This window comes from unidentified bacterial endosymbiont (assembly GCF_918797525.1).
Classification (GTDB): domain Bacteria; phylum Pseudomonadota; class Gammaproteobacteria; order Enterobacterales; family Enterobacteriaceae; genus Enterobacter.
Genome location: NZ_OU963893.1, coordinates 2271584 through 2298120 on the forward strand (window position 1 = coordinate 2271584; position 26537 = coordinate 2298120).

Here is a 26537-nt window from a genome sequence, read left to right on the forward strand (position 1 = left end):
CCGTTTACGTTTTGTCATTAACTGATGAACAACAGCCCGTGTGAGCGGCAGACTCCTTGACTACTTCTTCTTATTCATCATCGACTTCAAATCGGCAAAGGGGTTAAACGTGGCGACACCCATATCCTTTTGCGCATCTTCACCGGCCACTACGGCGGTGCCGTAAAGATCGGCTTCAGTGTATTTCGAATGTTCATGGTCGTGGCAAAACAGACACAACAGCTCCCAGTTACTGCCATCGTCCGGGTTGTTGGTGTGATCGTGGTCGATATGGTGAACCGTCAGTTCACGCAGGTTAGAATAGACAAACTCCCGCGAGCAGCGACCGCACACCCAGGGGTAAATTTTTAACGCTTTCTCACGGTAGCCACTTTCCAGGCGCGCGTAGTTTTTGGGGATCAGAGCCATTGCTGATAGTACCTGTCATAAAAAATATGCCGTCAATATATCCCATAGATAAGGGAAGGGGAAATCTTCCCTGCATCAAAGCGTAAATGTCCCTTTCTGCGTATATACCCGTCATACTTCAGGTTGCATGTGCGTTGGCTGCACACGTTCACTCCAGTTACGTACTTATGTACGCTCCCGGGGATCTACTTCCTTGCCACCTTCCTGCAACTCGAATTATTTAGGGTATATGCCCTTCCTCGGGAACTGTTGCAAAATGCGTGTAGAGGTTGCCTTTAATGTTAGTGAAAAGTGTTATGTTTCAAAGTCTGAGGTCACCAGACGCATCTCGCTCAGGGATGCCCAAAATAAAATGATCTGGTCTGATCTTGCCGTCGCTTTGGTGGGGCCAGAATATACACGAAATATCAATGAATCCGTAGATAACCCTATTATGAAATTAGGGGGCGGGGAAATATGATACCGTCAAGTTCAATCGTTATAACTCCTGCACAGATATTATGTGTAAATTTACAGTGGATATTTTATGATGCCTTTACACGTTGGAAACACATCTTTTCCCGCCACAATCAGCGACAATCATGTTAACCGTATCGCCCGTTCAGATACCCCTGTTGAAATAAGCATCTGGAAAAAAATTGAGGGTTTTTTTTGCTCAACGCGAAAGCCTGAAGCGCTGAAGTGCATTCAGCAGATTTGTCACCTGCCGCCCGGAACGAAGCGGGAGGACGTAGCTGACAGTTTTGAACAGCTCTGGACGCTCGCGTATTCCGGATCAAAAGTAAACATTCAGTTCGACAGGCACGGAGAAAACCACTTCTGTATCCTTGATGCAGAAGGTCAAGAGATGCTTTCCGTCACCTCTGATGAAGCCGGAGAGTATTCCGTGAAAATGCAGGGATACAATGAAACACGAGAGTCAACACCCCACACTTTGAACTTATCCGACAGAGAAGAAATCGTGTCCCATGGCTGGAAAGGTAATGGTGCGCCGGGGAATTCCTGGCAGCCGCGCACAACGCTTTCCCCCACCATAAATCCAAACCAGACAGTACAGGGCGGGACCTTTATACAGTTTGCTGATGACCCCACAGAGCCGCTGGCGCTTAATCAGTTAACTCTTAATTCCGATGCGAGAGTTAAACGTAACAATGAGGCGAAGCAAAATTGTAATACATCAGACCTCTCTGATAAACTACGTTACTATTCAGATGAGTTTTTCAGGCTCAGGAGTGAAGATAAAACGTCTATTTTTAATAATCTGGAGAATATCGTTACTAAAGCTAAAACCAATAACACTATTTCTTCAGACGAAGTTCTTAAGGCAAAAACTTTGGTTAGACATTTAATAACAAAGGAGAGTGAAGCGTTAAATCAGCTCAATCAGTACAATAAAATTGTTGAAGATAGCAAGGGGGTCATTGAAAATTTCTGGTGGGAAAACAAGGAATATAATTATAAAGAGACCAACAAGAGATTAAATGAGGATATAACAACAAAAAAATCCCAGGTTGACAACATGGAAAAGATATGTGATGTTTTTCAGGATGCTAATCTGACAAATAATGAAAAAGTCATTTTACTGCGGGCTGAGCTTCGCTTTATGAATGCACTTACTCTTACGTTGTATTCGGATTATGTATCTGCGGCAAGATTCAATGTTATGAGCCTGGGAAAATTAATTGGATACGATACTGAGGACTTAACAACAGTGCCCAATGATGCAAAGCGAGCTTTCAGTCAGGAACATTTTTTCCCGGAAATTAAGAAGATTGTTATTGGCAGTTTAAACAATCAAAATACCAGCGCATCTTTCAGGAACAGATTAAAAGAAGACATTGTAAATATTGCCCGGGAAATAAAAAAGGAATACTCAATGCTGGATAATTCACAAAATGATAAGCTCGATTCTTTAGTAAACGCATTGAAGTAGGGGATTTACACCGTCTGGCCTCTTCACTGGCTCAACATATCGGACGTTCAATTAAAAAGGAGGACGGGCAAGCCCGGCTGGATAGTGATATGGAATGGCTGGTTCAGGCTCCAGGAAAGGGTTGAAGACTACAGACTGGCGATGTCTCTTGATCAGGAGATCTGATCAAGAGACAGTCGCAATGGCAGGGGGGATGAACTACTTATAGTTCATATCACTCAGCAACACCGCGATACTTTGCCCCCCGGCCGTCTGTTCAAGTCCAATCTTCACGATAATGGTCAGCGGTACGGAGAGCAGCATCCCGACGGGGCCGAGTAGCCAGCCCCAGAAGATCAGCGATAAAAATACTACCAGTGTCGAAAGCCCCAGCCCGCGTCCCATCATGCGTGGTTCAAGAATGTTGCCGAATAGCAGGTTAATCACCAGATAACCGGCCAGCAGAACAAGCGCATCGTAAAAACCGGTGAAAACCAATACCTGCAGAATGGGGGGAATGGCGGCCAGCACGGAGCCGATGTTGGGAATGTAGTTGAGCGCAAAGGCGAGTAAGCCCCAGACGAAGGCAAAGCGGACGTCCAGCGCAACCAGCATGCCCCAGACAACGAACCCCGTAACCAGACTGATAGCCGTTTTCAATACCAGGTAGCGGGAAACGCTATCCAGCGCGCGCTGGATAGCGCCCATACCTTCAACCGGACGAACCATGATTTGCTGTAGCTTCGCCGGTAGCTGCGGTACTTCAAGCAGCATAAACACTACCGTCAAAAAGAGGAGGAATATCGACGTCATAGCATTCGAGAGCTGGGCCAACAGGCTGGTGACAAGAGTCATGGCCGCGTTCGGGTCGATATATTTCAGCACCTCGTCAACCGAGATTTCTATTCCTGCACGCTGAAGCCAGGGTTCAAGCTGGAGCAGCGGGATCGCCAGCGACGAACGGTATTTGGGCAGGGTTCTTGCCAGCTCATTCAGGGAAGCTCCCAGATAGGCTACCAATAACACCATCGCGACGATGATAATGCTGATAAGCAAGGTAATCGCCAGCACTCGCGGTATGCGCAGCCGCACCATGCGCTGAACCAGGGGATTAAGGATCACTGCAACAAAAAGCGCCAGAATAAAGGGCACGATGATGTCGGCAGCAAAGCGAACCCCCGTGAGTATGATCACCAGCATGCCGAGCATGATGACAATTTTTAATCCGTTGAGGGTGATGATGGGTTTAGACATGGTGGTTCCTGAATAATATTTTTATTTATAATAGATGTGAAAGCCGTTCCAATAAACTAACTGAAATCAAACAGGATGGGTAAAGAAATGAAAAGACTTTGAGTAAATTCTTACCTTATGGTACAAATCAGATGTGTTCAACTACTGAGGACAATTTTCATCCGCACAGACGAGAAGCAACAACGCGGATAATTGTAATTTTATGGACAATGTGTTCAGGACCAACATTTCACATAACACTGCTGTATTTTCTACCTCCCTCCGCCTGCTGTCTGGTGAGCAACACTGGCACAACGGGTTATAGTCACGTCTTCTGCCTGAGCTGGCGCTATGCGCTTAGCTGACTGATCGCTATGTCTATTTTTGGGTTTGCTGTTCGCAGCGAGCCGCAATGGACTTTATTCTCAAGCAGGAGAAGAACATGTTTTACTGGATTTTATTAGCCCTGGCTATCCTCGCAGAAATTACGGGTACGCTGTCTATGAAATGGGCAAGCGTCAGTAATGACAACACTGGCTTTATTTTTATGCTGGTGATGATTTCACTTTCCTATATTTTTCTCTCCTTCGCCGTCAAGAAAATCGCGCTGGGTGTGGCTTACGCGCTATGGGAAGGAATCGGTATTTTATTAATTACACTGTTCAGCGTCATGTTATTTGACGAAACGTTATCAATCATGAAAATTGCGGGATTAACGACGCTGGTGGCAGGCATCGTGCTGATTAAATCAGGTACCCGTAAGCCGATGAAACAGCCTGAGGAGCGGAGCCATGCAACAGTTTGAATGGATCCACGCCGCCTGGCTGGCGTTCGCCATTGTTCTGGAAATTGTGGCCAACATCTTTTTGAAATTCTCTGACGGTTTTCGGCGTAAATTCTACGGCCTGATGTCGATTGTCGCCGTGCTGGGAGCATTCAGCGCCCTGTCCCAGGCGGTAAAGGGAATCGATCTTTCGGTGGCGTACGCGCTGTGGGGCGGATTGGGTATTGCCGCTACCCTGGCGGCAGGGTGGGTACTTTTCGGTCAACGGTTAAATCATAAAGGCTGGATAGGCCTGATGCTGCTGATTGCAGGCATGATTATGATAAAGCTCGCCTGATGCTGATGCCGCCATCGTTCTTTGTCAGGAGAGGCGTGCTGATTATTACTGTGCCAGCGCTTCCAGCCTGTCGCGAAACCCGGTAACGGATAAGGCCCGGTTATCGGCGCGCCATCTGTCTTTGGCGGCCGGCGCGGAACTCTGCACGCCGATAACCTGCCAGCCGTTGGCGGTTTTCAACATCAGCGGCGAGCCGCTATCCCCGGGCAAGGTATCGCACTGGTGGGAGAGCACGCTGTTTTGCGCCCAGCCGGTTACCACACAATCGTTATGCGTGTATAGCGAATCCAGATGATCGACAGGATAGCCAGCCTGCGTGACTTTACGATCCGCGGCTTTCAACGCGGCGGTCAGGGCGGCTTTATCGCCACCAAACAATGGCAGCGGCGTAATGCCAGACGGCGGATAACGTAAGATAATCAGACCAAAATCCCAGGAGGCTGCGCCAGGCGGCACGATCCAGCCATCGCCATCCGGCTTCAGACGTTTGCCAAGGGAAGGGGAGACCCGGCCTTCAATACCGTGAATTTCATAGCGCCACAGCCCTTTTTGCGACACAAAGCGTAAGGCAACCGCTTTATCCGGCTTGCCGTCTGGCGGGGTCAACAGACAATGTCCTGCCGTTAACGCAAGTTGAGGGGTGATCAACGTGGCGGTGCACAAGTTGCCGCTGGCGGTTTCAAGTTGCCCGATGGCATCCCAGGGGGCCTGCGTTGGGTCGGAGACGCGCGTGCGATCATCATGACCAAAAAACAGCGTCTTTACCTCTTTGGCGTTAATGGTGTCATCATCGCCATCATCCGCATGTGCGGTTCCAGAAATAAGCGCTAACGTTCCCAGTAACAACGCAACAGATTTATGCATATCACACTCTGGTGGGGTAATTATGATTATTAAAAGTGAACCCTATGAAAATACTATAGACGGGACAGCGCGAAAGTGGGAGTAAAATCAGCGTGCTACAGTCAGGAAAGATAAAAATGGCTTGCGATGAGCGCGCATATAATAAGTAAGATGAGAAGGAACTCAAACCGATAGCGTTGCAGCATACGCCCTCCGGATAAAAAAACCGGCGCCGAACCGAATGATTCCGCGCCGGTTTAACAACGTGCCCCAAAGGGCACGGTTAAATGTGTACGCTTACGCCGCTGGCTGTGCAGCTGGTTTAGCGTCGGGTTTTACCGCTTTTTTGTGATGCTTTTTTGCAGCCTGCGCTTTCTGCTCTGCAGCAGGTTTGGCGGCTTTTTTATGGTGCTTTTTAGCGGCCTGCGCTTTCTGCTCTGTAGCGGGTTTAGCCGCTTTGTGGTGTTTCTTATGATGAACGGTTTTTGCAGGCGCAGCGGTAGCGGTTGCCGCAGGTGCCGGCGTTGCCGTTGTTTCAGCAGCAAACGCAGCAGAAGAGAGACCCATAGTAGCGGCAACAACCAGAGCTAATACTTTTTTCATTCTCATACCCTCGAATTTGGTTTTTCATTTAACCCCACTTCGGGGCCGTTGAAATAACTATATCCCTGTAAATTCGAGGTTTCCGTGAGTGATTGGTATCGGCGTGTAACGGTATGTACAACACCGGGGAGCGCCCCGGCGTTGGGGGTTACAGATAGCGCGACGTGAGATGTTCGCGGAAGTAACGGATATTCAGATCTTCCCCCGTCGCCTGAGTGATAAGCCGGGAGGTACTAAAGCGGCTGCCGTGCTGCCAGATATTCTGGCGCAGCCAGTCAAACAGTGCCGAGAAATCGCCCTCTGCAATGGAGGTATGAAGGTCCGGCAACGCCGTTTTGGCGGCATGGAACAGCTGCGCGGCGTACATGGCCCCTAGCGTATATGACGGGAAGTAACCAAAACCGCCGTCGGTCCAGTGAATATCCTGCATACAGCCGTTGCGATAGTTATCTTTGGTGGACAACCCAAGCCAGGCCTGCATTTTTTCATCCCACAGTGCCGGGATGTCCTCAACCTCAATGTCACCGTTAATCAGCGCACGCTCAATTTCATAGCGCAAAACCACGTGGGCCGGATAGCTCACTTCATCCGCATCAACGCGGATATAACCCGGTTTCACGCGCTGGTTCCAGGCAATGAAATTCTCTTCGCTGAACGCGGCCTGACTGCCAAAGCGGGCGTGTACAGCCGGAAGAAGGTGTTTGAGGAAGGCATCGCTCCGCCCAAGCTGCATTTCAAAGAACAGGCTCTGGGATTCGTGGATCGCCGTGGAGCGCGCCAGCGCAACAGGCTGACCAGCCCAGGCGCGCGGCAGGTTTTGCTCATATCGCGCGTGTCCGGTTTCGTGTACTACGCCAAAGAGTGCGCTGAGCAGTTCGTTCTCGTCGTAACGCGTGGTAATGCGGACATCCTCAGGTACGCCGCCGCAGAACGGATGCGCGCTTACGTCCAGACGACCGCCGTTAAAATCGAAGCCGAGCATGCTCATGGCTTCCCGTCCCAGCTCGCGCTGTGCGGCGGTGGGGAACGGCCCCTGCGGTGGCACGAACGCGTGCTGAGCTTGTTTTTCTACCACCTTCGCCAGCAGCGCTGGCAGCCAGGACTTCATGTCGGCAAACAGCACGTCCAGACGGGCGCTGGTCATGTCCGGTTCAAAAATATCCAGCAGCGCATCATACGGCGAGCAGCCTTTAGCCTGTGCCCGCAGGCACGCCTCTTCGCGGCTGAGTTTGACCACCTCTTTCAGATTAGAGGCGAAACCGTGCCAGTCGTTGGCCGGGCGCTGAGTTCGCCAGGCGTGCTCGCACCTGTTGCCTGCAAGGGATTTGGCTTCTACCAGAGACGCCGGTAGCAAAGACGCTTGATGATAATGGCGCGTCATTTCATGCAGGTTTGCCTGTTCAACATCATTCAGGTTTTCACCTGCTGCTGCGGCCAACCAGTCTCCCACTTTTTTATCGGTCAGGATCTGGTGCTGCAGTACGCTCATTTCGGCCAGCGCTTCACCGCGCGTGGCGCTACCGCCAGGGGGCATCATGGTGAACATGTCCCAGCTGGCGATGGAAGAGAGGTGCGAGAAGCGGGAGAGACGCTGAAAGGTGCGGGTAAGTTGTTGATAGTTATTGTTTTCGCTCATTCTGTATTCTCTGTTAAAGACGATGTCATAGCTTGCGATGAGTAAGCAGCAAAAAATCCCAGTGAAGTCCAGGGCATCGCCTTTTATAGCATAGAGAAAGTTATGGCGCTTGCGTCTCACTGGCTATCTGTAAGGACTGGGCCCGGGTCTGTTGGGCTAACAACAGGCCATTCTTAAAGTGGGCAGCGGCCTGAGGATCGTTTGCGGATTGCATTAACACAGTAAAAAGTTGGATAACGGCATGGGTATAAGCGGTTTCAATTCCGCATTCAGTCACTGTCTGGTTAGACATACAACGCTCCTTTAAGGGTTTAGGTAGTAACACGTTCACCAATAACGATAGCGGCGGATCACAGTGCGAATGCAGACGTGAATGCGACGATGATAACAGATGACCATCGGCTGATGAAAAATGAGGGGCGAAGAGGCTTAATGCAGGCGCTTATGTAAACTGGCCCCGACCAATAATGCCGCACACAGCATCAGCGCGATAAACCCGCCGACGCCGCTCCAGCCGTAGTTAAGCCAGAACACGCCGCCAAGCGTCCCGGCTATACTGGAACCAAGATAGTAGCTAAACAGATACAGAGACGATGCCTGGCCTTTGGCGCGACGTGCGCGAGGACCAATCCAGCTGCTGGCGACGGAGTGCGCGGCGAAAAAGCCCGCCGAAAAGAACAGCATCCCAGCAAAGATAAGCCACAGGGAGGAGAAAAACGTCATCAGCACGCCGGCCAACATTACCGCCGTGAAGAGCAGAAGCACCGGGCCACGTCCATAGCGTGCGGTCATCGCTCCCGCTTTAGGCGAGCTCCAGGTTCCGGTGAGATAGGCGACGGAGAGCAGACCGACAACCGCCTGGCTCAAATGCCAGGGGGAGAGCATCAGGCGATAACCAATATAGTTAAACAGCGTCACGAACGAGCCCATCAGCAGAAAACCGGTGAGGAACAGGCGCGGCAGTCCTTTATCACGCCAGTGCAGGCGGAAGTTGATAAACAGCGTTTTCGGGCGCAGGGACGTGGGGCGGAAATGGCGAGATTCCGGCAGAATTTTCCAGAACATCAACGCCGATGCCAGGGCGAAGCAGCCAATCACCGCTACCGCAATTCGCCAGTTAAAGACGTCGGTAATCACTCCGCTCAGCAGGCGTCCGCTCATCCCGCCAATTGAATTGCCGCTAATGTACAGCCCCATGGAGAATGCGACAAAGCTGGGGTGGATCTCTTCGCTGAGGTACGTCATTCCAACCGCCGCCACGCCGCTTAGCGATAAACCTATCAGCGCGCGCATCGTCAGAATACCGTGCCAACTGGTCATCATGGTAGAGAGCAACGTACAGACCGACGCCAGCATCAGGGCGGTAACCATTACCTTTTTGCGGCCAATCGCGTCGGAGAGCGGCCCGGTAAAGAGCAGACCCACCGCCAGCATTCCGGTAGAAATAGAGAGTGAAATACTGCTGCTGGCGGGCGAAATGCCAAACTCATGCGACAACACCGGAAGGATCGGCTGAACGCAATAGAGCAGGGCAAAGGTTGCGAGTCCGGCTGAGAACAGCGCCAGCGTGACGCGCATAAACTGGGGTGTCCCCCGCTTGATAAACTGAACCGGCTGGGGTGCAGGGGGTAAAGTATCAATATCGCTTGCCGGAGGGATATCAATGGTAGTTGTACGACTCACACAGGTTCCTTGCATAAACATCCCCGTGATTTCGGGTGACGGGTTTGACTCCATGGACAGAGTAGAAAAATGTAAATATTCTGTCTAATATATTAATAATCTCAAATGATACTTTTAAAATATGAATATCGAGCTGCGTCATTTACGTTACTTTGTCGCCGTGGCTGAAGAGCTTCATTTTGGCCGGGCTGCGGCGCGGCTGAACATCTCACAACCGCCGCTGAGCCAGCAAATTCAAACCCTTGAACAACAGGTGGGCGCGCGTCTTTTGGCGCGCACCAACCGCAGCGTGAGCCTGACGCCGGCAGGAAGGCAATTTTTGGCCGACAGCCGACAAATTCTGAGCATGGTGGAGGAGGCCGCCGCCCGCGCCGAGCGGCTCTATCTGGGCGAAACCGGGGAGTTGCGCATCGGCTTTACCTCATCTGCCCCGTTTATCAGCGCCGTTTCAGAGACGCTTTCTTCATTTCGTCGTCATTACCCGGCTGTCCATATTCAAACGCGTGAAATAAATACCCGCGAGCAGATCGCCCCGCTTAATGAAGGAGCGCTCGATCTCGGGCTAATGCGCAACACGCAACTTCCGGATACGCTGGCGTGGCAGGTTCTGCTGCGAGAGCCGCTGATGGCGATGATCCCAGGCGATCATCCTCTGGCGTCGCAACCGACCGTAACGCTGACAGAGCTGGCGAAAGAGCCGTTTGTCTTTTTTGACCCACAGGTCGGAACCGGTTTATATGATGATATTCTTGGCCTGATGCGCCGCTACGGCCTTGCCCCGGTGATTACTCAGGAGGTGGGCGAGGCGATGACGATTATTGGGCTGGTGGCTGCAGGACTCGGCGTTTCTATTCTCCCCGCCTCCTTTAAACGGGTACAATTACGTGAAATGCGCTGGGTTGCCATCGCCGAAGTGGATGCCGTTTCAGAAATGTGGCTGGTGTGGTCAAAACATCATGAACAGAGCCACGCGGCACAGCGTTTCAAAAAGCAGTTAATCACCGCTTCCACACGGCAGCGTTTAGAGGGAAATGTGGGCGAAAATGTGCGGTAAATCACATGGCTAAGTAAATATTTGACGACGGCCACTGAAGTGCTTCACCATAGCCCTCAGTTTATTTCGAAGCTCGAAAATAAGGGAGTATGAGGTGGTTGCTGATAGTCAGCCTGGGCATATTGATCAGATTAAGCAGACCAACGCTGGCGCGGTTTATCGCCTGATTGATCAGCTTGGTCCGGTGTCGCGTATTGATCTGTCGCGTCTGGCACAACTGGCACCTGCCAGTATCACCAAGATTGTTCGCGAAATGCTGGAAGCTCACCTGGTCCAGGAAACGGAGATTCAGGAGCCGGGCAGCCGCGGCCGTCCGGCGGTCGGGCTGGTGGTGGAGACGGAAGCCTGGCACTATCTGTCGTTACGCATTCGCCGGGGGGAAATTTTTCTCGCCCTGCGCGACCTAAGCAGCAAACTGGTGGTAGAAGATCGGCTGGATCTGCCCCTCAACGCTGAACAATCGCTCCTTGATGCCATTGTCGCGCACATTGACCGCTTCTTTATTCGCCATCAGCAGCAACTTGAACGCTTAACGGCGATTGCCATTACCCTGCCGGGCATTATTGACACTGAAAAGGGTATTGTGCACCGCATGCCGTTCTATGAAGACGTTAAAGATATGCCGCTGGGTGAGATGCTGAAAAATCATACTGGCGTGCCGGTCTATATTCAGCATGACATCAGCGCCTGGACAATGGCAGAGGCGCTGTTCGGCGCGTCTCGCGGCGCAAGAGATGTGATTCAGGTGGTGATCGACCACAACGTAGGCGCGGGGGTGATCACTGACGGACGCCTTCTGCACGCCGGAAGCAGTAGCCTGGTGGAAATTGGCCACACGCAGGTCGACCCTTACGGTAAACGCTGTTACTGCGGGAATCACGGCTGCCTGGAGACAATCGCCAGCGTGGAAAGCGTGCTGGAACTGGCACAGGCGAGGCTTTGTCAGTCGATGAGCTCCACGCTCCACGGACAACCCTTGACCGTGGATTCGCTCTGCGCGGCGGCGGGCCAGGGCGATCTGCTGGCGAGGGATATCATTACCGGCGTGGGGACGAACATTGGTCGCATTCTCGCTATTATGGTAAATCTCTTCAACCCGCAAAAAATCCTCATTGGCTCACCGCTCAGCCAGGCGGCTGATATCCTCTTCCCGGCGATTTCTGCCTGTATAAACCAGCAGGCGCTACCGGCCTACAGCAAAAATATCGTGGTCGAAAGCACCCAGTTTTCGAACCAGGGCACAATGGCAGGGGCGGCGCTGGTAAAAGATGCGATGTATAACGGTTCGTTACTGATCCGCCTGCTGCAGGGTTAACTCTTTTTCACAGATGTAAGAAAAATTGCGCTATCTCAAGCCGGGTAGCGCACGTATCCCGTAGACTTCCTCCACTGAATTATTTACCTGGTTTATATTTTCAAAGCATACCCAAGAGGTGGAGTGAGTCATGCTTAAGCGTTTCTTTGTTACAGGAACAGATACTTCTGTTGGGAAGACCGTTGTTTCCCGCGCGTTGCTACAGTCCCTGGCGGCAAAGGGTAAACGTGTTGCGGGATACAAACCGGTCGCAAAAGGCAGTCAAGAGACTCAGGACGGGATGCGTAATAAAGACGCCCTGATACTGCAAAGTGTCTGCTCTCTGGATCTGCCGTATCACGCGGTTAATCCCATCGCCTTGAGTGAAAATGAGAGCAGCGTAGCGCACAGCGGTCCGATCAACTACTCCCTGCTGTCGGATGGCCTCGCCAGTCTGAGCGAGAAGGTTGATCACGTGGTGGTCGAGGGGACGGGCGGCTGGCGCAGTCTAATGAATGATTTGCGCCCGCTTTCGGAGTGGGTTGTACAGGAACAGTTGCCGGTAGTCATGGTTGTCGGTATCCAGGAAGGGTGTATTAACCATGCGCTGCTAACGGCGCAGGCCGTTGCCAATGATGGGCTACCGTTAGTGGGCTGGGTCGCAAACCGTATAAATCCAGGCCTGGCGCACTACGCTGAAATTATCGGGGTGTTGAGCAAAAAACTGCCCGGACCGTTAGTCGGTGAGCTGCCTTATCTGCCCCGTGCCGAGCAGCGTGAATTATCGCAGTACATCAATCTTTCTGCTCTCGGCAGCGTGTTGACCGTAGATAGAGTCGTGGCGTAACGTTCGCGACAGCACAGACGATCGGCGAAACATCGCGCGGATATCGGGGTAAGCGTGTTAAAAAAAGCCGGGCAAGCCCGGCGGATAAAGTCAGTTCTCGCTGTAAATATTCAACGCCCGACGCGTACGCCCTGAACTTAAATACTCGGCAATATAATCCTGCGAAATCTCGCCGTTATAGCGCCCGTCTTCATCCACAATCGGCATCCAGCTGGTATTGCTCTCGTACAAGCGCGAGAGCACCACGCGCAGGTTATCTTCTGCTTTCCCGGTCATGCGGAACGGATGGATGATGTCAGTACAGACACCGGTGGCGTTACGCGCTTCACGACGCTTGACAAAGCCCAGCGGTTTTCCCTGTTCATCAACTACGGTGATTGCGCGGATGTCATTATCATCCATGGTGGCAAACGCCTGTGCGAGCGGGGTAGAGCCGCGTACCGTAAGGGTAGGCTGCTGGTCGGTCACATCGCCTGCTGAAACCAGCAGTAAGCGTTTTAGGGTACGGTCCTGGCCCACAAACGACCCGACAAATTCGTTCGCCGGTTTGGCCAACAGTTCGTCGGGGCTTGCGCACTGAACAATGCGTCCCTGACGGAAAACGGCGATACGGTCGCCCAGTTTCAGGGCCTCATCAATATCATGGCTCACCAGCATCACCGTCTTTTTCAGCTTGCGCTGCATCTCAAGGAACTGGTTCTGGATCACCTCACGGTTGATAGGGTCGACCGCGCCGAAAGGTTCGTCCATCAGCAGTACCGGAGGATCGGCCGCCAGAGCGCGGATCACGCCGATACGCTGCTGCTGCCCGCCGGACATTTCGCGCGGATAGCGATGGAGAAATTTATGCGGATCCATTGCCACCATATCCATTAGCTCCTCGGCACGGGTTTTACAGCGGGCTTTATCCCAGCCGAGCATGCGTGGCACAACGGTGATGTTCTCTTCAATCGTCATGTTTGGAAACAGGCCAATCTGCTGGATAACGTAGCCGATGTTGCGGCGCAGCGTCACGGTATCCATACCGCTGGTATCTTCGCCGTTTATGAGGATAGCCCCGCTGCTTGGGGTAATAAGGCGATTAATCATCTTCAGGGTGGTGGTCTTGCCGCAGCCGGAGGGCCCAAGCAGTACGCACATTTCACCCTCGGGGACGTTCAGGTTGACGTTATCCACCGCCTTCATGGCCTGGCCGTTTTTCTGTGAAAATTGTTTGGTGAGATTTTCCAGTTTTATCATTATCGAATCCCCTTTGGAGTCAGTACCACCTGCAAACGGTGCAGCAACCAGTCGAGCACAATCGCTAACAGACAAATCATTAGCGCGCCCGCAATCAACATACGAATATCACTTCCGCCAATGCCGTTAAGCAGCAGCAGACCAAGGCCCCCCGCGCCAATAACGGCAGCAATCGCCATTACGCCGATATTCATCACCACCGCGGTACGAATGCCGCCGAAAATCACCGGCAGCGCCATAGGAATTTCGACCCAGCGCAGACGCTGCCAGAAAGTCATGCCGATACCGCGACCCGCTTCTCTCAGGCCGGGCGGCAGGCTGTCCAGCGCGGTATGGGTGTTACGTACAATCGGCAGTAATGAGTAAAGAAACACCGCCGTGATCGCGGGCAGGGCGCCTATGCCCTGACCGATCAGCGAAAAAAGCGGGATCATCAGACCAAACAGCGCAATAGACGGTATGGTTAGCACAAGGGTGGCAATCCCCAGAACCGGCGTGGCGAGCCATTTATGGCGGACAATCAAAATACCCAGCGGTACGCCGATAATAATCGCCAGGCCCACGGCCAGCGCCACCAGCCACAGATGCTGCAGCGTCAGGGTCAACAGATAGCCCCAGTTATCCAGAATGTAGTGAACGGTATCCATGGCGCCTCCTATAGCAACTTTTTGCTACGCAGGAAATCACGGGCGACCTGCTGCGGTGACTGATGGTCGATATCCACCTTTTTATTCAGTTCGGTGATGACCTCGTTATTAAGCTGACCGGAGAGGGTATTCAACGCGTCCTCCAGCCCCGGATTCGCCGCCAGCGTGTCTTTTCGCACCACCGGCGTGACCGCGTAGCTCGGGAAGAAACCTTTGTCATCTTCCAGTATCTTAAGGTCGAAACCTTTCACCCGGCCATCCGTGGTGTAAATAAGTCCGGCATCGACAAAGCCGTCGCGCACCGCGTTATACACCAGCCCCGGATCCATCTGCCGGATTTGCGGGCGGTCAAGCGGCATGTTGTAGGCGGCCTGCAGGGGTTTCATCCCATCACTACGACCGGCAAATTCCAGATCCAGGCCCAGCAGCCAGTTATTTTCCGGATCGGTTTTGCGGATCTGTTCAATTTTTGCTACCAACTCCGACATGGTGTAGATGTGTTCCGCCTCGGCGCGTTTGCGCTGCATAGCGAAGGCGTAGGTGTTGTTCATGTCTGCCGGCTTGAGCCATACCAGACCATGCTTCGCGTCCAGGCGCTTTACCGTCTCGTAAGACGCCTGCGGCGACATGCGTTTGTTGATGTGGTTAAAAATGATCAATGACGTACCGGTGTACTCCCATGTCATATCAATTTGTTTGTTGATCATAGCGTTACGCGAAATCACCGTCGCGATGTTGGTCTGCGGCTGTACCTGGAAACCTTTCTTTTGCAGGTACTGCACGGTCAAAGCCGAAAGGATGTGCTGCTCGGTAAAGCTCTTGGTCGCCAGGATCAGTGGCTCTGCGAGCGCCTGGACGGTGAAAAGCGCCGCGGCACAGAGTGCCGTCAGGCTGGAGAACAGTCTCATAAAAAGCTCCTGATGATTGTTATTGAGCGAGATGCGGACTCATCACGCGGCCCAGCGCAGCCAGCAGGGTATCGAGGATCAGGGCAAACAGGGCCGTCGCCGCTGCGCCCAGGATAAGCGTCGGAAAATCGTTGAGGTAGATGCCGGGGAAAATTAATTCGCCGTAACTGCTGGCGCCGATCAAGAAGGCCAGCGGTGCGGTGCCGACGTTAATGGCGGTAGCAATGCGGATCCCGGAAAGCATCACCGGCCAGGCAGTGGGCATTTCCACCTGGCGCAGGCGCTGCCATTTGGTCATACCAATCCCGTTCGCCGCCTCCAGCAACGAAGGAGGAACGGAGCACAATCCGGCATAGGTGTTGCGCACAATCGGCAGCAGCGAAGCCAGAAAAAGGGCAATAATGGCGGGTGTATCACCTATGCCAATCACCACCATCGCCAGTGCCAGAACGGCCAGCGGCGGCAGGGTATTGCCGACGTTAAAAATTTGCATAACATACTCGGCGATACCCCGCGCGGCCGGGCGGCTGAGTAAAATACCGCCTGGAATCCCCACCAGCAGGGCAAAAAACATTGATGAGAAAACCAGCATCATATGCTGTTTCCCGAGATAGATAAGGTCGAGCTGACGCGCTTTGATGGTCTCCAGCCCAATTCCCCACGTGAGGAGGGCGAGGACCACAAAAATTGCGCCGACGAAGAGCAGCGAACGTTTGAGTAAGGGGTGCATTGCGGTGTGTCTCCCTGTGCGCATGCGTTATAGCAACCACGGTTGCCTGTTGTTATGCCATGATTCGGCAGGGGTATTTCAGCTATAGCAACAGAATGGGAAGGGTTCCAGCGAAGGGGCAAAATCAGTAACCCTATGAATTCAGGGACAACCTTATGGTAAGCCTTATAGAGTAAGGCCTGGCAACAGGGCGGACAGAATAATCTTAAATAGCGTTTGTGAAAGTGACAGTGTCACATGGCGTGAAGATTAATCACGCCAGTGAGTCTTATCTGCCGAGGGGGGCGCGGACTTTTCGAACCCGTAGCGAAACGCGAACAACGGAGAAGCTGGCAATAAACACCAGCATGATTCCCAGCGCCAGCATCGCGTTAAAGCCAAACCACCTGAACAGTATTAGCCCGGCAATACCGCCGGTAATAAACGAGAACAGGGTGGTTAAATGTGTTTTGAGCTGACTGCGTTGCGCTGCCGTATCTTTGGAAAAGTCCCGGCGTAACATGGCAACCATAACGGACGCCAACGCGATACCCGCGTCGGTTAGTGTTCCGGTAATGTGAGTGGATCTCACCCTACCGCCGGAAAGCTGGGTTGAGGTTGAATTATGGATCCCCATCAGTCCGCAGAGAAAAACAATGATTTCACGGTTGGTCGTGAGCGCATGAAAGAACATTTCGTAAACGGAAACGCCTGTCAGTAATAATCCTTCAACGAACAGAACCTGACAAAAAATAAGCCGGACGTTATGAATGATGCCCCAAAGAATCATCATCCGCGCAACGATTGCCCCCGTCAAAAACGCCAGGATGAGGGTGGCAAAGAAGAGTATATCCGTCAAATCGGTGGAGGACACTTCGCTGGTTAGCTGTGAGGTGTTGCCCGTCATATGGGAAGGGAAGAAGCCAAATGCGCCCAGCGCAATGGCATTCAGTAATCCTGCAGAGGTCGCCAGCCAGAGAGCAAGCCGGCGATCCTCCTTGTGCGTTCGTTCTTTCTTGAGTTTAATCAGCAAAGAATACCTCCGGTTTGAGCTTTGCCTGAATAAACAGGCTAGCAAAGCCGTTTCTCTGGATGACCAGGACAGAGCTTAATTATTAAGGCTCCGGAGCATATTCGCGGTTTAGTAATTAATTAAATTAACCCTTTTATTAGCGCGGCTATCATGGCTTTGCTATCTTTTGTCTGCAAGCTTTGCCACTAAGCGGCTAACAACGATATAGAAACAGGACACAAAAAAATCCCCGCACTCACTGTGTGCGGGTAAGTCTATATAACCCTGATGATGGCTAAATATCTCTTCTCTTTATAGCGATCTGCGCCAAAAAATGTTACCAGAGGGAATGTTAACGCTCCTGGTCCTTACAATCGGTAGTCCATTTCACAAATGTTGCGTTATATACTGCATCAGTGTCACTGACAAAGGATGCCTCACCTGATTTGGCCTCATTCGACAACAATTTCCCAAGCAGCTCGGAATCTGTCATTCGCAACTCGAAACCTTTTCCTTGGGTATCGAAGGCTTTGTAACACCCGTTATGCCCGATTAACTCAACGGGTGATTTGTCTTTATTTATCACCGTCAAATTAAATGTTTTTTCATACATGGGTTTGCCTTTAACGACAACAGTCCCTTCAGAGGAGGGAATAGCCTGTATAACGAGCTTCTGCTCAATGTCATTGGCTGCGGTAGCGACGAATGATAACAGCGTAAGTGTTGGCAAAAGGACGAAAGCTATCTTTCTCATAAAAATTCCCTTAAATATGTTGAGCCTGACGTCATTTTCTGGACAGGGTTATCTATAGCAGCTTTAGTTTAAACAAAATGTATACAGACACAGGCATATAAGCTATACCTTTTTTAAATGTGATAAGGTTCACGATGAAAGCATGCGCAATAATGAATGCCCGTCTTAGCCTCTCCCGGGTATAAACGCTTTTGGTCTTAAGAAAATTCCTATGCGCTATACATATCACCACACTCTTATAAGTCATTTCTGGGGTTTAGCGTAGGTGGAATCTCCTAAAAACTAAATGCGAGATAAACAAAAACTTTAAAAGTGAAATATTTACTTTGCTGACATTAGCGTTACTTTGGCCTGCGAATAATCACACCAGATACTAACGCAATAAAAAAATCTTTATTTATCATTGATAACGACTTAGTTCATTTTATTAGCAATGTTAATTTCGATCATTCAATGTTTTTTGATAGTCTATAGCTATCAAAATCAAATTTTTGATCGCTGTTGACAATTCACATTGTGAGGAAGATTATTCCGCCAGTCTGAAGTTGAGGTCAGAATCGGTAATTGGCAATACGCACAGGATTTTTCTGTCTTTTCTGGTGTGGGAAATCCTGGGTGCGAGAAAATAGGGTAAAGGGAATTTTTATGCGAGATTGTAATAAAAAAACTAATTGGCTCATGAAGTCCGTAGAACTAAAGTTTAAAATTTTTCGCTGTTTTTTTTCAAATGATATTAAGTACAAGTCCAGGAAACATACTAAAGACTTTGGCCACGCTCCGAACTTAGTTAATCCTAAAACATTTAATGAGAAAATTATTTTCAGAATGCTTTATGAAGATAACGCCAGTTATACGCTTTTGGCGGATAAAGTAAATGCAAAGTTTTATGTTTCCAGCATTATAGGTTCTCAATATGTTGTGCCTGTTATAGGTGTTTATGAAAAATTTGATGATATCGATTTTGAAAAATTGCCTGTTTCATTTGTACTAAAATGCAGTCATGACAGTGAAAGTTGCATTATTTGCCATGACAAAAGGTTCTTTGATAAAGAAGAGGCAAGGAAGAAGATGCATTTTTGCCTCAGTAGAAATATGTATCATACAACCCGGGAAAAACACTACCGGTACATTGAACCGGTCATTGTTTGCGAAGAGTATCTGGATGTATATAAACATAAAAAAAGAGATTTAACACCAGAGCTGTACCGGGTTCATTGTTTTGATAGTATTCCTAAATTCATCGAGGCTGATTTTACTGACAGTAGCGGAAAGGAGTTTGTTAATGTTTATAATGATAATTGGGAGCTTCAGGATGTTACAGTTGGCTTCCCTAATAAAACAGAAAATATTGCCTGCCCGCAAGAGTTAAAAGAGTTGCTCAGACTGTCAACCATTCTTGCCGGGAAATTTGATTATGTGAGACTGGATTGGTTTGTGGTTGACGGTTCTCTCTTTTTTAGTGAATTTACATTCACTCCTTGCTCTGGAAGGATGAAGTTCCATCCTGTTGATTTCGATGCCGTTTTTGGTTCGTACTGGAATCAGGGTGTCTACGCGCGTAATAATATCAGATTTGCCTCTAATGAAATGGCTGGTCGAGATAGCTGGCTTGATAACCATCAATCTGAGAAATAAGTGTTATGAAATCTGCACGCTATGGGTTTGCACTTTTTGTATTATTTATTTTTTACTACCTTATTCCGATTGATGCCCGTCTATTATGGCAGCCGGATGAAACGCGGTATGCGGAGATTAGCCGGGAAATGCTGGTATCAGGAGATTGGGTCGTCCCCCATTTTCTCGGGCTTCGGTACTTTGAAAAACCGATAAGTGGATACTGGATAAACAGTATTGGACAAATGTTGTTTGGTCATAGCAATTTTGCCGTACGTTCAGGTGCAATATTTTCAACAGGGCTAACGGTATTAATGGTGATGTGGTTGACTCAGCATATCTGGCGAGACGGAAAAAGTGCACTGTTTGCAGGCACAATTTATCTGACGCTGTTTTTGGTCTACAGCGTGGGAACTTATGCCGTTCTTGACCCCATCGTGACCCTTTGGCTGGTTGCAGCAATGTGCAGCTTTTGGTGCGCTGCTCAGGCAAAGACGACGGCCAGAAAAGCAGGGGGGTATTTTCTTCTGGGAGCGGCCTGCGGCCTGGGGGTGATGACCAAAGGATTTCTCGCGCTGGCGGTGCCAGTGCTTAGCGTATTGCCCTGGGTTATTATCCAGAAGAGATGGAAAGAGGTGTTGATTTTTGGGTGGCTGGCGGTCGTTAGCTGTGCACTCATTGTCCTGCCCTGGGGGCTGGCAATTGCGCAACGTGAACCTGATTTCTGGCGTTATTTCTTCTGGGTTGAGCATATCCAGCGTTTTGCTCAGAGCGACGCTCAGCACAAAGCCCCCTTCTGGTTCTATTTGCCGGTTATTGCCGCAGGGGCTCTTCCCTGGTTAGGTTTACTGCCTGGAGCGCTTCGCCATGGCTGGCGTGAAAAGGCGAATGGAGGAGCAGGATTATATCTGCTTGGCTGGACTGTTATGCCGTTTCTCTTTTTTAGTATCGGGAAAGGAAAATTACTAACCTATATTCTGCCCTGTATGGCGCCACTGGCAATATTGATTGCTCAGTATGCCGTCGGGGCTGGGGATAAATGTTGGCGCGCCCTGCGGATCAATGCGGGTATCAATGTGTGCTTTGGCTTAACGGGCATCATTGCCGCGCTTATTGTTTCTCCCTGGGGGTTACTTGAGGATCCGCTCTGGGACGGGGATGAGCTTTATAAAGTGCTAAATGCAGTTATTGCATTTCTTATCTGGGCGGTAGTGGGCGGGTTAACACTACAGCAGTGTAAGAAACGTTGGGGGTGGGCAGCCCTGTGTCCATTAGGTTTAGCATTGCTTATCGGTTTTATGATACCGGACCGGGTGGTGAATTCTGAACAACCACAGTTGCTGGCTGAAACGTATCGCGACGCATTGAAGGAGAGTCAATTCGTACTGACTAATAATGTCGGAGTGGCCTCCACGCTGGCATGGGAACTTGAACGCAGCGACATTACCCTTTTTGATCAGGTTGGTGAGCTAAAATATGGCCTTAATTATCCCGATGGAGAAGGGCGATTTGTGGCAAAAACCGATTTTACACAATGGCTGGCTGAGCACCGAAAATAAGACACCGTTGCTCTGGTTATTTTGTTCTCGAAAGATGAACGCATTGAAAATTCTACTTTACCTAAACCAGACTGCATTTATGTTCAGGGAAGACTGGCATATTTCCAGTATTTACCGCATGCGTTAAAAGGGGTGGCCTGCTAAAAGCCTGTATGAATCAGCAAGAAATAAGCCACCTGCCGGGCAGGTGGCTTGTCAGCCAGACTATTTTGAATTATTTAAGGATACGCAGATGGTCAACATCTATTTCAGTGCGGCCATCATTTTTGTCGACATCACCGACAATGCGCACCTGTCTGCCGATAAGCGATCCTTCGTCGTCGTCATCAACGTCGATTCGTATTTTGCCGGTGCTGTCCTGCAACCAATACCGATCATCATCACCGGCACGGCTGGTAATTTTGCCTTCCAGTGTGACTCGCGCATCATCACGCATTTCTTTCGCTTGCTTAATAGTCGAAACATCCCGGGCCAGCGCATTATTCGCTACCAGGCATCCTCCCAGCAGTGCTATCAAACCCAGATACTTTTTCATTGAGATCATCCTTGTCGATAAAATATGAAATACGGCTCCCTGAGAGAGACACAGGGGAAAATCAGTAGCCTCTGACTGCTTTAGCGGTAAATGTAAATAAGTTGTATGAGCTGATGGGATTATAAATAATTTCTGTTAAGTAAAAAGCGTGAAACTTCTTAAAGTGAGGTGAAAAAGTGCCATGCCGTGTTGGGGACCGAGTCGTGCACTGGCTTGCTCAGCAGGTGTGAGCAAGTCAGCGGGGTTCATCGGTAAAGCGTTTTTTCGGCAACAGGAATGAGCAGCGTGGAGCGCCAGTCCGCCAGCGTCATTACGGCGAGTTCGCCCAGCGCATGATAAAACGGGTGTCCGGCCTTTTCGCTAAAGGCCGCGAGAAAACGCGTGCTCCACGGCAGCAGATGCCAGGCCAGAAGCTGGTCACGTTGTGCATCCCGGCTATTCTCCGCAAGCCATGCGGCCAGCAGCAGTAAGGTGCCAAAGTGATCTTCCGGTTCGTTCTGTCGCATCTCAAAGGCGATGTTGTTCTCCCGCATCCACTGGCGCAGCGCGAGGGTTGAGTCGCCAAACAGCACCGATTCGCGATCCAGCCAGACGGAACCCCAGGGGGGTGCGGGTAGGGCGAAAGGTCCAATAAACAGGCGCTGCCAGGCCTCGGTTAATGGCTCACTGGCGGAGGCTTTAAACGCTTCAGCCACTGGCTTTAGTCGCTCTGCCTGCAGCGGCCACTCTTCCAGCCAGCCGTCCGTCGTCAGGGCATCCACCAGCGGTGCGGCCTGCTCGCTGTCAGGCGCGAAATAAAACAGTGCCCCCAGTACCCGCGCGCTAAACGCGAACGACTCACTATCTGAGATTTCTTTCATTACACTCTTCCTTACTGGCGCGGGTTACCCCGCGTGCCTGCATTAACCCGCAATAGCCAAACCCGCAGTCATATGCATACCATAAAACAGGCCGCGACCCATCAGCTCCCCCAGCACAACCAGCACCACGCCCGCGAACAGGCCAGGGATTTTCGGCTCCTGACGGCGGATTAACGGGCACAGCCAGCAGCCTAATCCGGCGGCGATCAGTGCGATACGCCAGATTTGCCATGTACCGTAATCCGGCAGTAGTTCGCTCGCCTGCTGTACAGAACTGTGGATTGTCGCGAGGTCATTGCTTTGCAGCACAATAACCGCCACGCAGACCAACAGCGCCAGCACGCTGACGGAGGCGGCAAGGCTACCTTTAAATGTCGCTTTTGCCAGCCGAAGCAGCAGGGCTGCAAACAGCGTACCGCCGAGAACCAGCGTCAGGAAGAACGCCAGGGTGGTGTAACCCGTGTACCAGGTCGGGACGGTATCAATCTGATAAACCCGCGTCATGGCCCAGACAAAGACTATCCCCAGTATCTGACCGATGAGCAGCCATATTTTACCCAGCGCAGGCGGCATTTTACCCAGAACAGATACCAGCCACCAGAAACCGCCAACGGCAAAGAAGATGGAACCTGCCGCGATCTCATTGCTCAACGCTGAAGCACCAACGCGATTGAGGGAGTTAAATGCGCGCAGGGGCGAACCAAGATGTAGTACCGACGCCATAAACCCAATACCCATCACCAGCCACAGAAAGAACATGCTGCGCACGATCCGGGCTTTTACCGCCTCATCCTTTTCGTTAAACCAGACGAAACCCATCACAATTAGCGCACCGGCGACGCACTGTCCAAAAACGGTGAAGATCACCAGCGGCCATTCATGCCATCCACTTTCCATCTCATACCTCCTTCGGGTTTGCCAGGTAGCCGGTGGTATCACCTGTTGGCCGGCTGTTGGCGTTCGGTTTAATCACCATGTTCGGCTGCGTAAAATGGGCGGACGGCAGCGGTGCGACGGCGGCCAGCTTGCCGTGTTTTTTGCGCAGTTCCTCGATGGGGGCAAAATCCAGCGCACGCAGCGGGCAGGACTCGACGCAAATCGGCTTTTTACCGTCGGCGACGCGGGTATGGCAGCCATCGCACTTGGTCATGTGGCCTTTGGCTGCATTGTACTGCGGTGCGCCGTACGGGCAGGCCATATGGCAGTAGCGACAGCCGATGCAGACCTCTTCGTCCACCACCACAAAGCCGTCGTCACGCTTGTGCATCGCCCCGCTCGGACACACTTTGGTACAGGCCGGATCTTCGCAGTGATTGCAGGCAATCGACAGGTAATAGGCAAACACATTCTGATGCCAGACGCCGTTGTCCTCCTGCCAGTCGCCCCCCGCGTATTCGTAAACACGGCGGAAGCTGACGTCCGGGGTTAAGTCTTTGTAATCTTTACAGGCCAGCTCGCAGGTTTTGCACCCGGTGCACCGGCTGGAATCAATATAAAATCCATACTGGGTTGTCATCGGTTACTCCTTACGCCTTTTCAATTTGCACCAGATTAGTGTGCTGCGGGTTGCCTTTTGCCAGCGGCGACGGACGGTGCGTGGTTAAGGTGTTGATACACGAACCGTGGTCCACGCGATCGCCGTTCATGTTGGCGTCGTGCCAGGCACCCTGACCCATAGCGCTGACGCCGGGCATGATGCGTGGCGTGACCTTTGCCGGAATACGCACTTCGCCGCGATTGTTAAAGACGCGTACGCTATCACCGTTTTTGATGCCACGTTTTTCTGCATCGACAGGGTTGATCCACACTTCCTGACGGCAGGCGGCTTTCAGCACATCGACGTTGCCGTAGCTGGAGTGGGTGCGTGCTTTAAAGTGGAAACCAAACAACTGCAGTGGGAAGGTGCTGCGCGCTGGCGAATCCCAGCCGTCGAACGTGGAGGCATACACCGGGAGAGGACTGATGGTTTCATCTTTTTCCAGTTCCCAGGCGGCCGCAATTTCAGCCAGTGCGCTGGAATAAATTTCAATTTTGCCGGATGGCGTTTTAAGCGGATTCGCTTGCGGATTGTCACGAAATTTTTTATAGGCCACAAAATGTCCGTTAGGATCTTTGCGCTTATAAATGCCCGTCTTTTTCAGCTCGTCATAGGACGGCAGTTGAGGATCTTTTTCCAGCATTTTGGCGTACAGATACTGCAGCCACTGCGCCTGGGTGCGGCCTTCAGTAAACTGCTGGTGAATATCCGGCCCCAGACGTTTTGCCACTTCACTCATGATCCAGTAGATGGGCTTGCGTTCAAACTTCGGCGCGGTGACGGGCTGGAGGAAAATCAGATAGCCCATATTGCCCGCGTAATCGTTAGGAATGATATCTTCCTGTTCGACGGTCATCAGATCGGGCAGCAGAATGTCGGCATACTTCGCCGAAGAGGTCATAAAGTTGTCGATCACCACGATGGTTTCGCACGTGCTTTCATCCTGCAAAATATCGTGGGTCTTATTGATATCCGAATGCTGGTTAGTGATGGTATTACCGGCATAGTTCCAGATAAATTTGATCGGCACATCGAGTTTATCTTTGCCGCGCACGCCATCACGAAGGGCGGTCATTTCCGGGCCACGGGCGATGGCGTCGGTCCAGCTAAAGCAGGAAATCTGCGTTTTTACCGGGTTATCCGGCAACGGCATGCGCTCAATGGTGATGGTGTACGTTGACTCACGCGCGCCGCTGTTGCCGCCGTTGATGCCGACGTTGCCGGTTAAAATTGGCAGCATGGCGATGGCCCGCGAGGTCAGTTCGCCGTTCGCCTGACGCTGTGGCCCCCAGCCCTGGCAGATATAGGCCGGTTTCGCCTGGCCCATTTCGCGGGCCAGTTTGATGATGCGCTCGGCCGGGATCCCGGTAATGCGCGAAGCCCATTCCGGCGTTTTCGCCGTATGGTCATCACCCTGACCCAGAATGTAAGCTTTGTAATGGCCGTTTGCTGGCGCGCCTTCCGGCAGCGTTTTTTCATCATAGCCGACACAGTATTTATCCAGAAACGGCTGGTCGACCAGGTTTTCATCAATCAACACCCAGGCGATACCGGCCACCAGCGCAGCATCGGTGCCAGGGCGAATCGGGATCCATTCGTCTTCACGCCCGGCGGCAGTATCGGTATACCGTGGATCGATAACAATCATTCGCGCATGAGAGCGTTCGCGGGCTTGCTCAAGGTAATAGGCGATCCCGCCGCCACTCATGCGCGTTTCCGCCGGGTTATTACCGAACATCACCACCAGTTTAGTGTTTGCAATATCCGAGGTGCTGTTACCGTCATTGCTACCGTAGGTATACGGCATCGCGCAGGAAATTTGTGCCGTGCTGTAGGTGCCGTAATGGCTTAAAAAACCACCATAGCAGTTCATCAGCCGCGCCACCAGCGAAGCATAAGGCGAGGAGCGTGTGATATTGCCGCCCACAACGCCAGAGGAGTAGTTGATGTAAACCGCTTCGTTACCGTATTTTTCCACTACGTGTTTAAGGCTTGACGAAATGGTGTCCAGCGCTTCGTCCCAGCTAATTCGTTCAAACTTGCCTTCGCCACGCTTGCCGGCGCGTTTCATTGGGTAGTTAAGGCGGTCGGGGTGGTTAATACGACGGCGAATAGAGCGGCCACGCAGGCAAGCCCGCACCTGGTGATTGCCGTACAGATCATCGCCGGTGTTATCTGTTTCAACCCAATACACTTCGTTATCGCGCACGTGCAGGCGCAGCGGGCAGCGGCTACCGCAGTTGACGGAACAGGCGCCCCAGACAACCTTCTCCTCTACGGGCTGGACGGCGCGTTGTATCGCGGCGGCGGCGCTTTTTAAACCAAAAGGTAACGACAGCCCACCTGCGGCAAGCGCCAGCGACCCTATTGCCGTGGATTTGACCAGAGACCGGCGGGAAATACCGCCGTAATGTTCGATATCGGACATGACTCACCCCATCATTGTAAATACCGGTTATTTTCGCCCGTGACTACAATCGGGCTAATGATGGGGTGAGTGTTACTTATTTAGAGGTAGTAAATCTTAAT

At 51.4% G+C, this 26537-nt stretch carries 27 protein-coding genes and 1 pseudogene; 9 read left to right on the forward strand and 19 right to left on the reverse strand.

The features are described 5' to 3' along the window. Nucleotides 1–60: 60 nt before the first annotated feature. On the reverse strand, nt 61–408 hold the full coding sequence (gene yajD, locus NL510_RS10850; RefSeq protein ID WP_253384521.1) for an HNH nuclease YajD: 348 nt from the start codon (nt 406–408) through the stop codon (nt 61–63). A 526-nt stretch (nt 409–934) separates the two neighbouring features. Here yajD and NL510_RS10855 point away from each other — a divergent pair. After that, nucleotides 935–2341, forward strand: a complete 1407-nt coding sequence (locus tag NL510_RS10855) for an NEL-type E3 ubiquitin ligase domain-containing protein (protein WP_253384522.1) — start codon at nt 935–937, stop codon at nt 2339–2341. Between the two features lie 198 nt (nt 2342–2539). On the opposite strand, the gene NL510_RS10860 is transcribed toward NL510_RS10855, so the two are convergent. Further along, nucleotides 2540–3574 carry an AI-2E family transporter gene (locus NL510_RS10860; RefSeq protein WP_253384524.1) on the reverse strand — a complete coding sequence of 345 codons (1035 nt, stop codon included), beginning with the start codon at nt 3572–3574 and terminating at the stop codon, nt 2540–2542. 202 nt (nt 3575–3776) lie between these two features. On the opposite strand from NL510_RS10860, the gene NL510_RS23015 reads away from it, so the two are divergent. The 3 genes from NL510_RS23015 (at nt 3777) to mdtI (ending at nt 4674) form a co-directional block, all read left to right on the forward strand. Further along, a complete protein-coding gene (locus NL510_RS23015; RefSeq protein ID WP_436299122.1) occupies nt 3777–3878 on the forward strand; it encodes a protein YdgV in 102 nt (33 codons plus the stop codon). 117 nt (nt 3879–3995) lie between these two features. Then, nucleotides 3996–4358, forward strand: a complete 363-nt coding sequence (gene mdtJ, locus NL510_RS10865; protein ID WP_253384526.1) for a multidrug/spermidine efflux SMR transporter subunit MdtJ — start codon at nt 3996–3998, stop codon at nt 4356–4358. Then, nucleotides 4345–4674 (forward strand): multidrug/spermidine efflux SMR transporter subunit MdtI, encoded by a 330-nt coding sequence (mdtI, locus tag NL510_RS10870; RefSeq protein ID WP_253384529.1) that lies wholly within the window; start codon nt 4345–4347, stop codon nt 4672–4674. The genes mdtJ and mdtI overlap by 14 nt, the downstream gene beginning before the upstream one ends. Before the next feature lie 45 nt (nt 4675–4719). Here the strand turns inward: mdtI and NL510_RS10875 are convergent, their stop codons facing one another. The 6 genes from NL510_RS10875 to ynfM form a co-directional block, all read right to left on the reverse strand. Beyond that, complete coding sequence (locus NL510_RS10875) at nt 4720–5538, reverse strand: trypsin-like serine peptidase (RefSeq protein WP_253384531.1); 819 nt, start codon at nt 5536–5538, stop codon at nt 4720–4722. 101 nt (nt 5539–5639) lie between these two features. Beyond that, nucleotides 5640–5723: a small membrane protein YdgU gene (ydgU, locus tag NL510_RS23160; RefSeq protein WP_494546347.1), complete on the reverse strand. Its 84-nt coding sequence runs from the start codon at nt 5721–5723 to the stop codon at nt 5640–5642. Nucleotides 5724–5814: 91 nt separating this feature from the next. Continuing rightward, on the reverse strand, nt 5815–6120 hold the full coding sequence (gene asr / locus NL510_RS10880; RefSeq protein WP_253384533.1) for an acid resistance repetitive basic protein Asr: 306 nt from the start codon (nt 6118–6120) through the stop codon (nt 5815–5817). Between the two features lie 148 nt (nt 6121–6268). Then, the gene (locus NL510_RS10885) at nt 6269–7756 is read right to left on the reverse strand and encodes a carboxypeptidase M32 (protein WP_253384535.1); all 1488 of its coding nucleotides are present in this window, start codon (nt 7754–7756) and stop codon (nt 6269–6271) included. Nucleotides 7757–7856: 100 nt separating this feature from the next. Next, nucleotides 7857–8048 carry a hypothetical protein gene (locus NL510_RS10890; protein WP_253384537.1) on the reverse strand — a complete coding sequence of 64 codons (192 nt, stop codon included), beginning with the start codon at nt 8046–8048 and terminating at the stop codon, nt 7857–7859. A 137-nt stretch (nt 8049–8185) separates the two neighbouring features. Further along, complete coding sequence (gene ynfM, locus NL510_RS10895; protein ID WP_253384539.1) at nt 8186–9439, reverse strand: multidrug efflux MFS transporter YnfM/SxtP(Kp); 1254 nt, start codon at nt 9437–9439, stop codon at nt 8186–8188. Between the two features lie 121 nt (nt 9440–9560). On the opposite strand from ynfM, the gene ynfL reads away from it, so the two are divergent. The 3 genes from ynfL (at nt 9561) to bioD (ending at nt 12634) form a co-directional block, all read left to right on the forward strand. Then, the gene (gene ynfL, locus NL510_RS10900; RefSeq protein ID WP_253384541.1) at nt 9561–10493 is read left to right on the forward strand and encodes a multidrug efflux transcriptional activator YnfL/SxtR(Kp); all 933 of its coding nucleotides are present in this window, start codon (nt 9561–9563) and stop codon (nt 10491–10493) included. Nucleotides 10494–10587: 94 nt separating this feature from the next. Further along, nucleotides 10588–11808, forward strand: coding sequence for a sugar metabolism global transcriptional regulator Mlc (gene mlc, locus NL510_RS10905; protein WP_253384543.1), 1221 nt, complete (start codon nt 10588–10590; stop codon nt 11806–11808). A 130-nt stretch (nt 11809–11938) separates the two neighbouring features. Continuing rightward, nucleotides 11939–12634 carry a dethiobiotin synthase gene (bioD, locus tag NL510_RS10910; RefSeq protein ID WP_253384545.1) on the forward strand — a complete coding sequence of 232 codons (696 nt, stop codon included), beginning with the start codon at nt 11939–11941 and terminating at the stop codon, nt 12632–12634. Between the two features lie 90 nt (nt 12635–12724). Here bioD and osmV read toward each other — a convergent pair whose 3' ends face one another. The 6 genes from osmV to NL510_RS10940 form a co-directional block, all read right to left on the reverse strand. After that, a complete protein-coding gene (gene osmV / locus NL510_RS10915) occupies nt 12725–13873 on the reverse strand; it encodes an osmoprotectant ABC transporter ATP-binding protein OsmV (protein ID WP_253384547.1) in 1149 nt (382 codons plus the stop codon). Continuing rightward, a complete protein-coding gene (gene osmW, locus NL510_RS10920; protein ID WP_253384549.1) occupies nt 13873–14520 on the reverse strand; it encodes an osmoprotectant ABC transporter permease OsmW in 648 nt (215 codons plus the stop codon). Before osmW ends, osmV begins: the two co-directional genes overlap by 1 nt. An 8-nt stretch (nt 14521–14528) precedes the next feature. Continuing rightward, nucleotides 14529–15428 (reverse strand): osmoprotectant ABC transporter substrate-binding protein OsmX, encoded by a 900-nt coding sequence (gene osmX, locus NL510_RS10925; protein ID WP_253384551.1) that lies wholly within the window; start codon nt 15426–15428, stop codon nt 14529–14531. A gap of 19 nt (nt 15429–15447) precedes the next feature. After that, the gene (osmY, locus tag NL510_RS10930) at nt 15448–16158 is read right to left on the reverse strand and encodes an osmoprotectant ABC transporter permease OsmY (protein ID WP_253384553.1); all 711 of its coding nucleotides are present in this window, start codon (nt 16156–16158) and stop codon (nt 15448–15450) included. Nucleotides 16159–16426: 268 nt separating this feature from the next. Then, a complete protein-coding gene (locus NL510_RS10935; RefSeq protein ID WP_253384555.1) occupies nt 16427–17170 on the reverse strand; it encodes a YoaK family protein in 744 nt (247 codons plus the stop codon). Between the two features lie 331 nt (nt 17171–17501). Continuing rightward, a complete protein-coding gene (locus NL510_RS10940) occupies nt 17502–17903 on the reverse strand; it encodes a DUF4354 family protein (protein WP_253384557.1) in 402 nt (133 codons plus the stop codon). A gap of 564 nt (nt 17904–18467) precedes the next feature. On the opposite strand from NL510_RS10940, the gene NL510_RS10945 reads away from it, so the two are divergent. Then, nucleotides 18468–19538: an ATP-grasp fold amidoligase family protein gene (locus NL510_RS10945; RefSeq protein ID WP_253384559.1), complete on the forward strand. Its 1071-nt coding sequence runs from the start codon at nt 18468–18470 to the stop codon at nt 19536–19538. Nucleotides 19539–19543: 5 nt separating this feature from the next. After that, nucleotides 19544–21220: pseudogene (gene arnT / locus NL510_RS10950) on the forward strand (lipid IV(A) 4-amino-4-deoxy-L-arabinosyltransferase). Nucleotides 21221–21290: 70 nt separating this feature from the next. Here arnT and NL510_RS10955 read toward each other — a convergent pair. The 5 genes from NL510_RS10955 to ynfE form a co-directional block, all read right to left on the reverse strand. Then, nucleotides 21291–21611, reverse strand: coding sequence for a YgiW/YdeI family stress tolerance OB fold protein (locus tag NL510_RS10955; protein WP_253384561.1), 321 nt, complete (start codon nt 21609–21611; stop codon nt 21291–21293). A gap of 245 nt (nt 21612–21856) precedes the next feature. Next, nucleotides 21857–22471: a Tat proofreading chaperone DmsD gene (gene dmsD / locus NL510_RS10960; RefSeq protein WP_253384563.1), complete on the reverse strand. Its 615-nt coding sequence runs from the start codon at nt 22469–22471 to the stop codon at nt 21857–21859. A gap of 42 nt (nt 22472–22513) precedes the next feature. After that, a complete protein-coding gene (locus tag NL510_RS10965) occupies nt 22514–23368 on the reverse strand; it encodes a dimethyl sulfoxide reductase anchor subunit family protein (protein ID WP_253384565.1) in 855 nt (284 codons plus the stop codon). 1 nt (nt 23369) lies between these two features. Further along, nucleotides 23370–23987, reverse strand: a complete 618-nt coding sequence (locus tag NL510_RS10970) for a DMSO/selenate family reductase complex B subunit (RefSeq protein WP_253384567.1) — start codon at nt 23985–23987, stop codon at nt 23370–23372. A gap of 10 nt (nt 23988–23997) precedes the next feature. Next, nucleotides 23998–26436, reverse strand: coding sequence for a selenate/tellurate reductase subunit YnfE (gene ynfE / locus NL510_RS10975; RefSeq protein WP_253384569.1), 2439 nt, complete (start codon nt 26434–26436; stop codon nt 23998–24000). Nucleotides 26437–26537 lie beyond the last annotated feature (101 nt).

What these genes read in the sequence shown, in the direction of transcription:
- yajD (WP_253384521.1), bottom strand. Translation starts at nt 408, where the DNA reads ATGGCTCTGATCCCCAAAAACTACGCGCGCCTGGAAAGTGGCTACCGT.
- NL510_RS10855 (WP_253384522.1), top strand. Translation starts at nt 935, where the DNA reads ATGATGCCTTTACACGTTGGAAACACATCTTTTCCCGCCACAATCAGC.
- NL510_RS10860 (WP_253384524.1), bottom strand. Translation starts at nt 3,574, where the DNA reads ATGTCTAAACCCATCATCACCCTCAACGGATTAAAAATTGTCATCATG.
- NL510_RS23015 (WP_436299122.1), top strand. Translation starts at nt 3,777, where the DNA reads ATGGACAATGTGTTCAGGACCAACATTTCACATAACACTGCTGTATTT.
- mdtJ (WP_253384526.1), top strand. Translation starts at nt 3,996, where the DNA reads ATGTTTTACTGGATTTTATTAGCCCTGGCTATCCTCGCAGAAATTACG.
- mdtI (WP_253384529.1), top strand. Translation starts at nt 4,345, where the DNA reads ATGCAACAGTTTGAATGGATCCACGCCGCCTGGCTGGCGTTCGCCATT.
- NL510_RS10875 (WP_253384531.1), bottom strand. Translation starts at nt 5,538, where the DNA reads ATGCATAAATCTGTTGCGTTGTTACTGGGAACGTTAGCGCTTATTTCT.
- ydgU (WP_494546347.1), bottom strand. Translation starts at nt 5,723, where the DNA reads ATGCTGCAACGCTATCGGTTTGAGTTCCTTCTCATCTTACTTATTATA.
- asr (WP_253384533.1), bottom strand. Translation starts at nt 6,120, where the DNA reads ATGAAAAAAGTATTAGCTCTGGTTGTTGCCGCTACTATGGGTCTCTCT.
- NL510_RS10885 (WP_253384535.1), bottom strand. Translation starts at nt 7,756, where the DNA reads ATGAGCGAAAACAATAACTATCAACAACTTACCCGCACCTTTCAGCGT.
- NL510_RS10890 (WP_253384537.1), bottom strand. Translation starts at nt 8,048, where the DNA reads ATGTCTAACCAGACAGTGACTGAATGCGGAATTGAAACCGCTTATACC.
- ynfL (WP_253384541.1), top strand. Translation starts at nt 9,561, where the DNA reads ATGAATATCGAGCTGCGTCATTTACGTTACTTTGTCGCCGTGGCTGAA.
- bioD (WP_253384545.1), top strand. Translation starts at nt 11,939, where the DNA reads ATGCTTAAGCGTTTCTTTGTTACAGGAACAGATACTTCTGTTGGGAAG.
- osmV (WP_253384547.1), bottom strand. Translation starts at nt 13,873, where the DNA reads ATGATAAAACTGGAAAATCTCACCAAACAATTTTCACAGAAAAACGGC.
- osmW (WP_253384549.1), bottom strand. Translation starts at nt 14,520, where the DNA reads ATGGATACCGTTCACTACATTCTGGATAACTGGGGCTATCTGTTGACC.
- osmX (WP_253384551.1), bottom strand. Translation starts at nt 15,428, where the DNA reads ATGAGACTGTTCTCCAGCCTGACGGCACTCTGTGCCGCGGCGCTTTTC.
- osmY (WP_253384553.1), bottom strand. Translation starts at nt 16,158, where the DNA reads ATGCACCCCTTACTCAAACGTTCGCTGCTCTTCGTCGGCGCAATTTTT.
- NL510_RS10940 (WP_253384557.1), bottom strand. Translation starts at nt 17,903, where the DNA reads ATGAGAAAGATAGCTTTCGTCCTTTTGCCAACACTTACGCTGTTATCA.
- NL510_RS10955 (WP_253384561.1), bottom strand. Translation starts at nt 21,611, where the DNA reads ATGAAAAAGTATCTGGGTTTGATAGCACTGCTGGGAGGATGCCTGGTA.
- dmsD (WP_253384563.1), bottom strand. Translation starts at nt 22,471, where the DNA reads ATGAAAGAAATCTCAGATAGTGAGTCGTTCGCGTTTAGCGCGCGGGTA.
- NL510_RS10965 (WP_253384565.1), bottom strand. Translation starts at nt 23,368, where the DNA reads ATGGAAAGTGGATGGCATGAATGGCCGCTGGTGATCTTCACCGTTTTT.
- NL510_RS10970 (WP_253384567.1), bottom strand. Translation starts at nt 23,987, where the DNA reads ATGACAACCCAGTATGGATTTTATATTGATTCCAGCCGGTGCACCGGG.
- ynfE (WP_253384569.1), bottom strand. Translation starts at nt 26,436, where the DNA reads ATGTCCGATATCGAACATTACGGCGGTATTTCCCGCCGGTCTCTGGTC.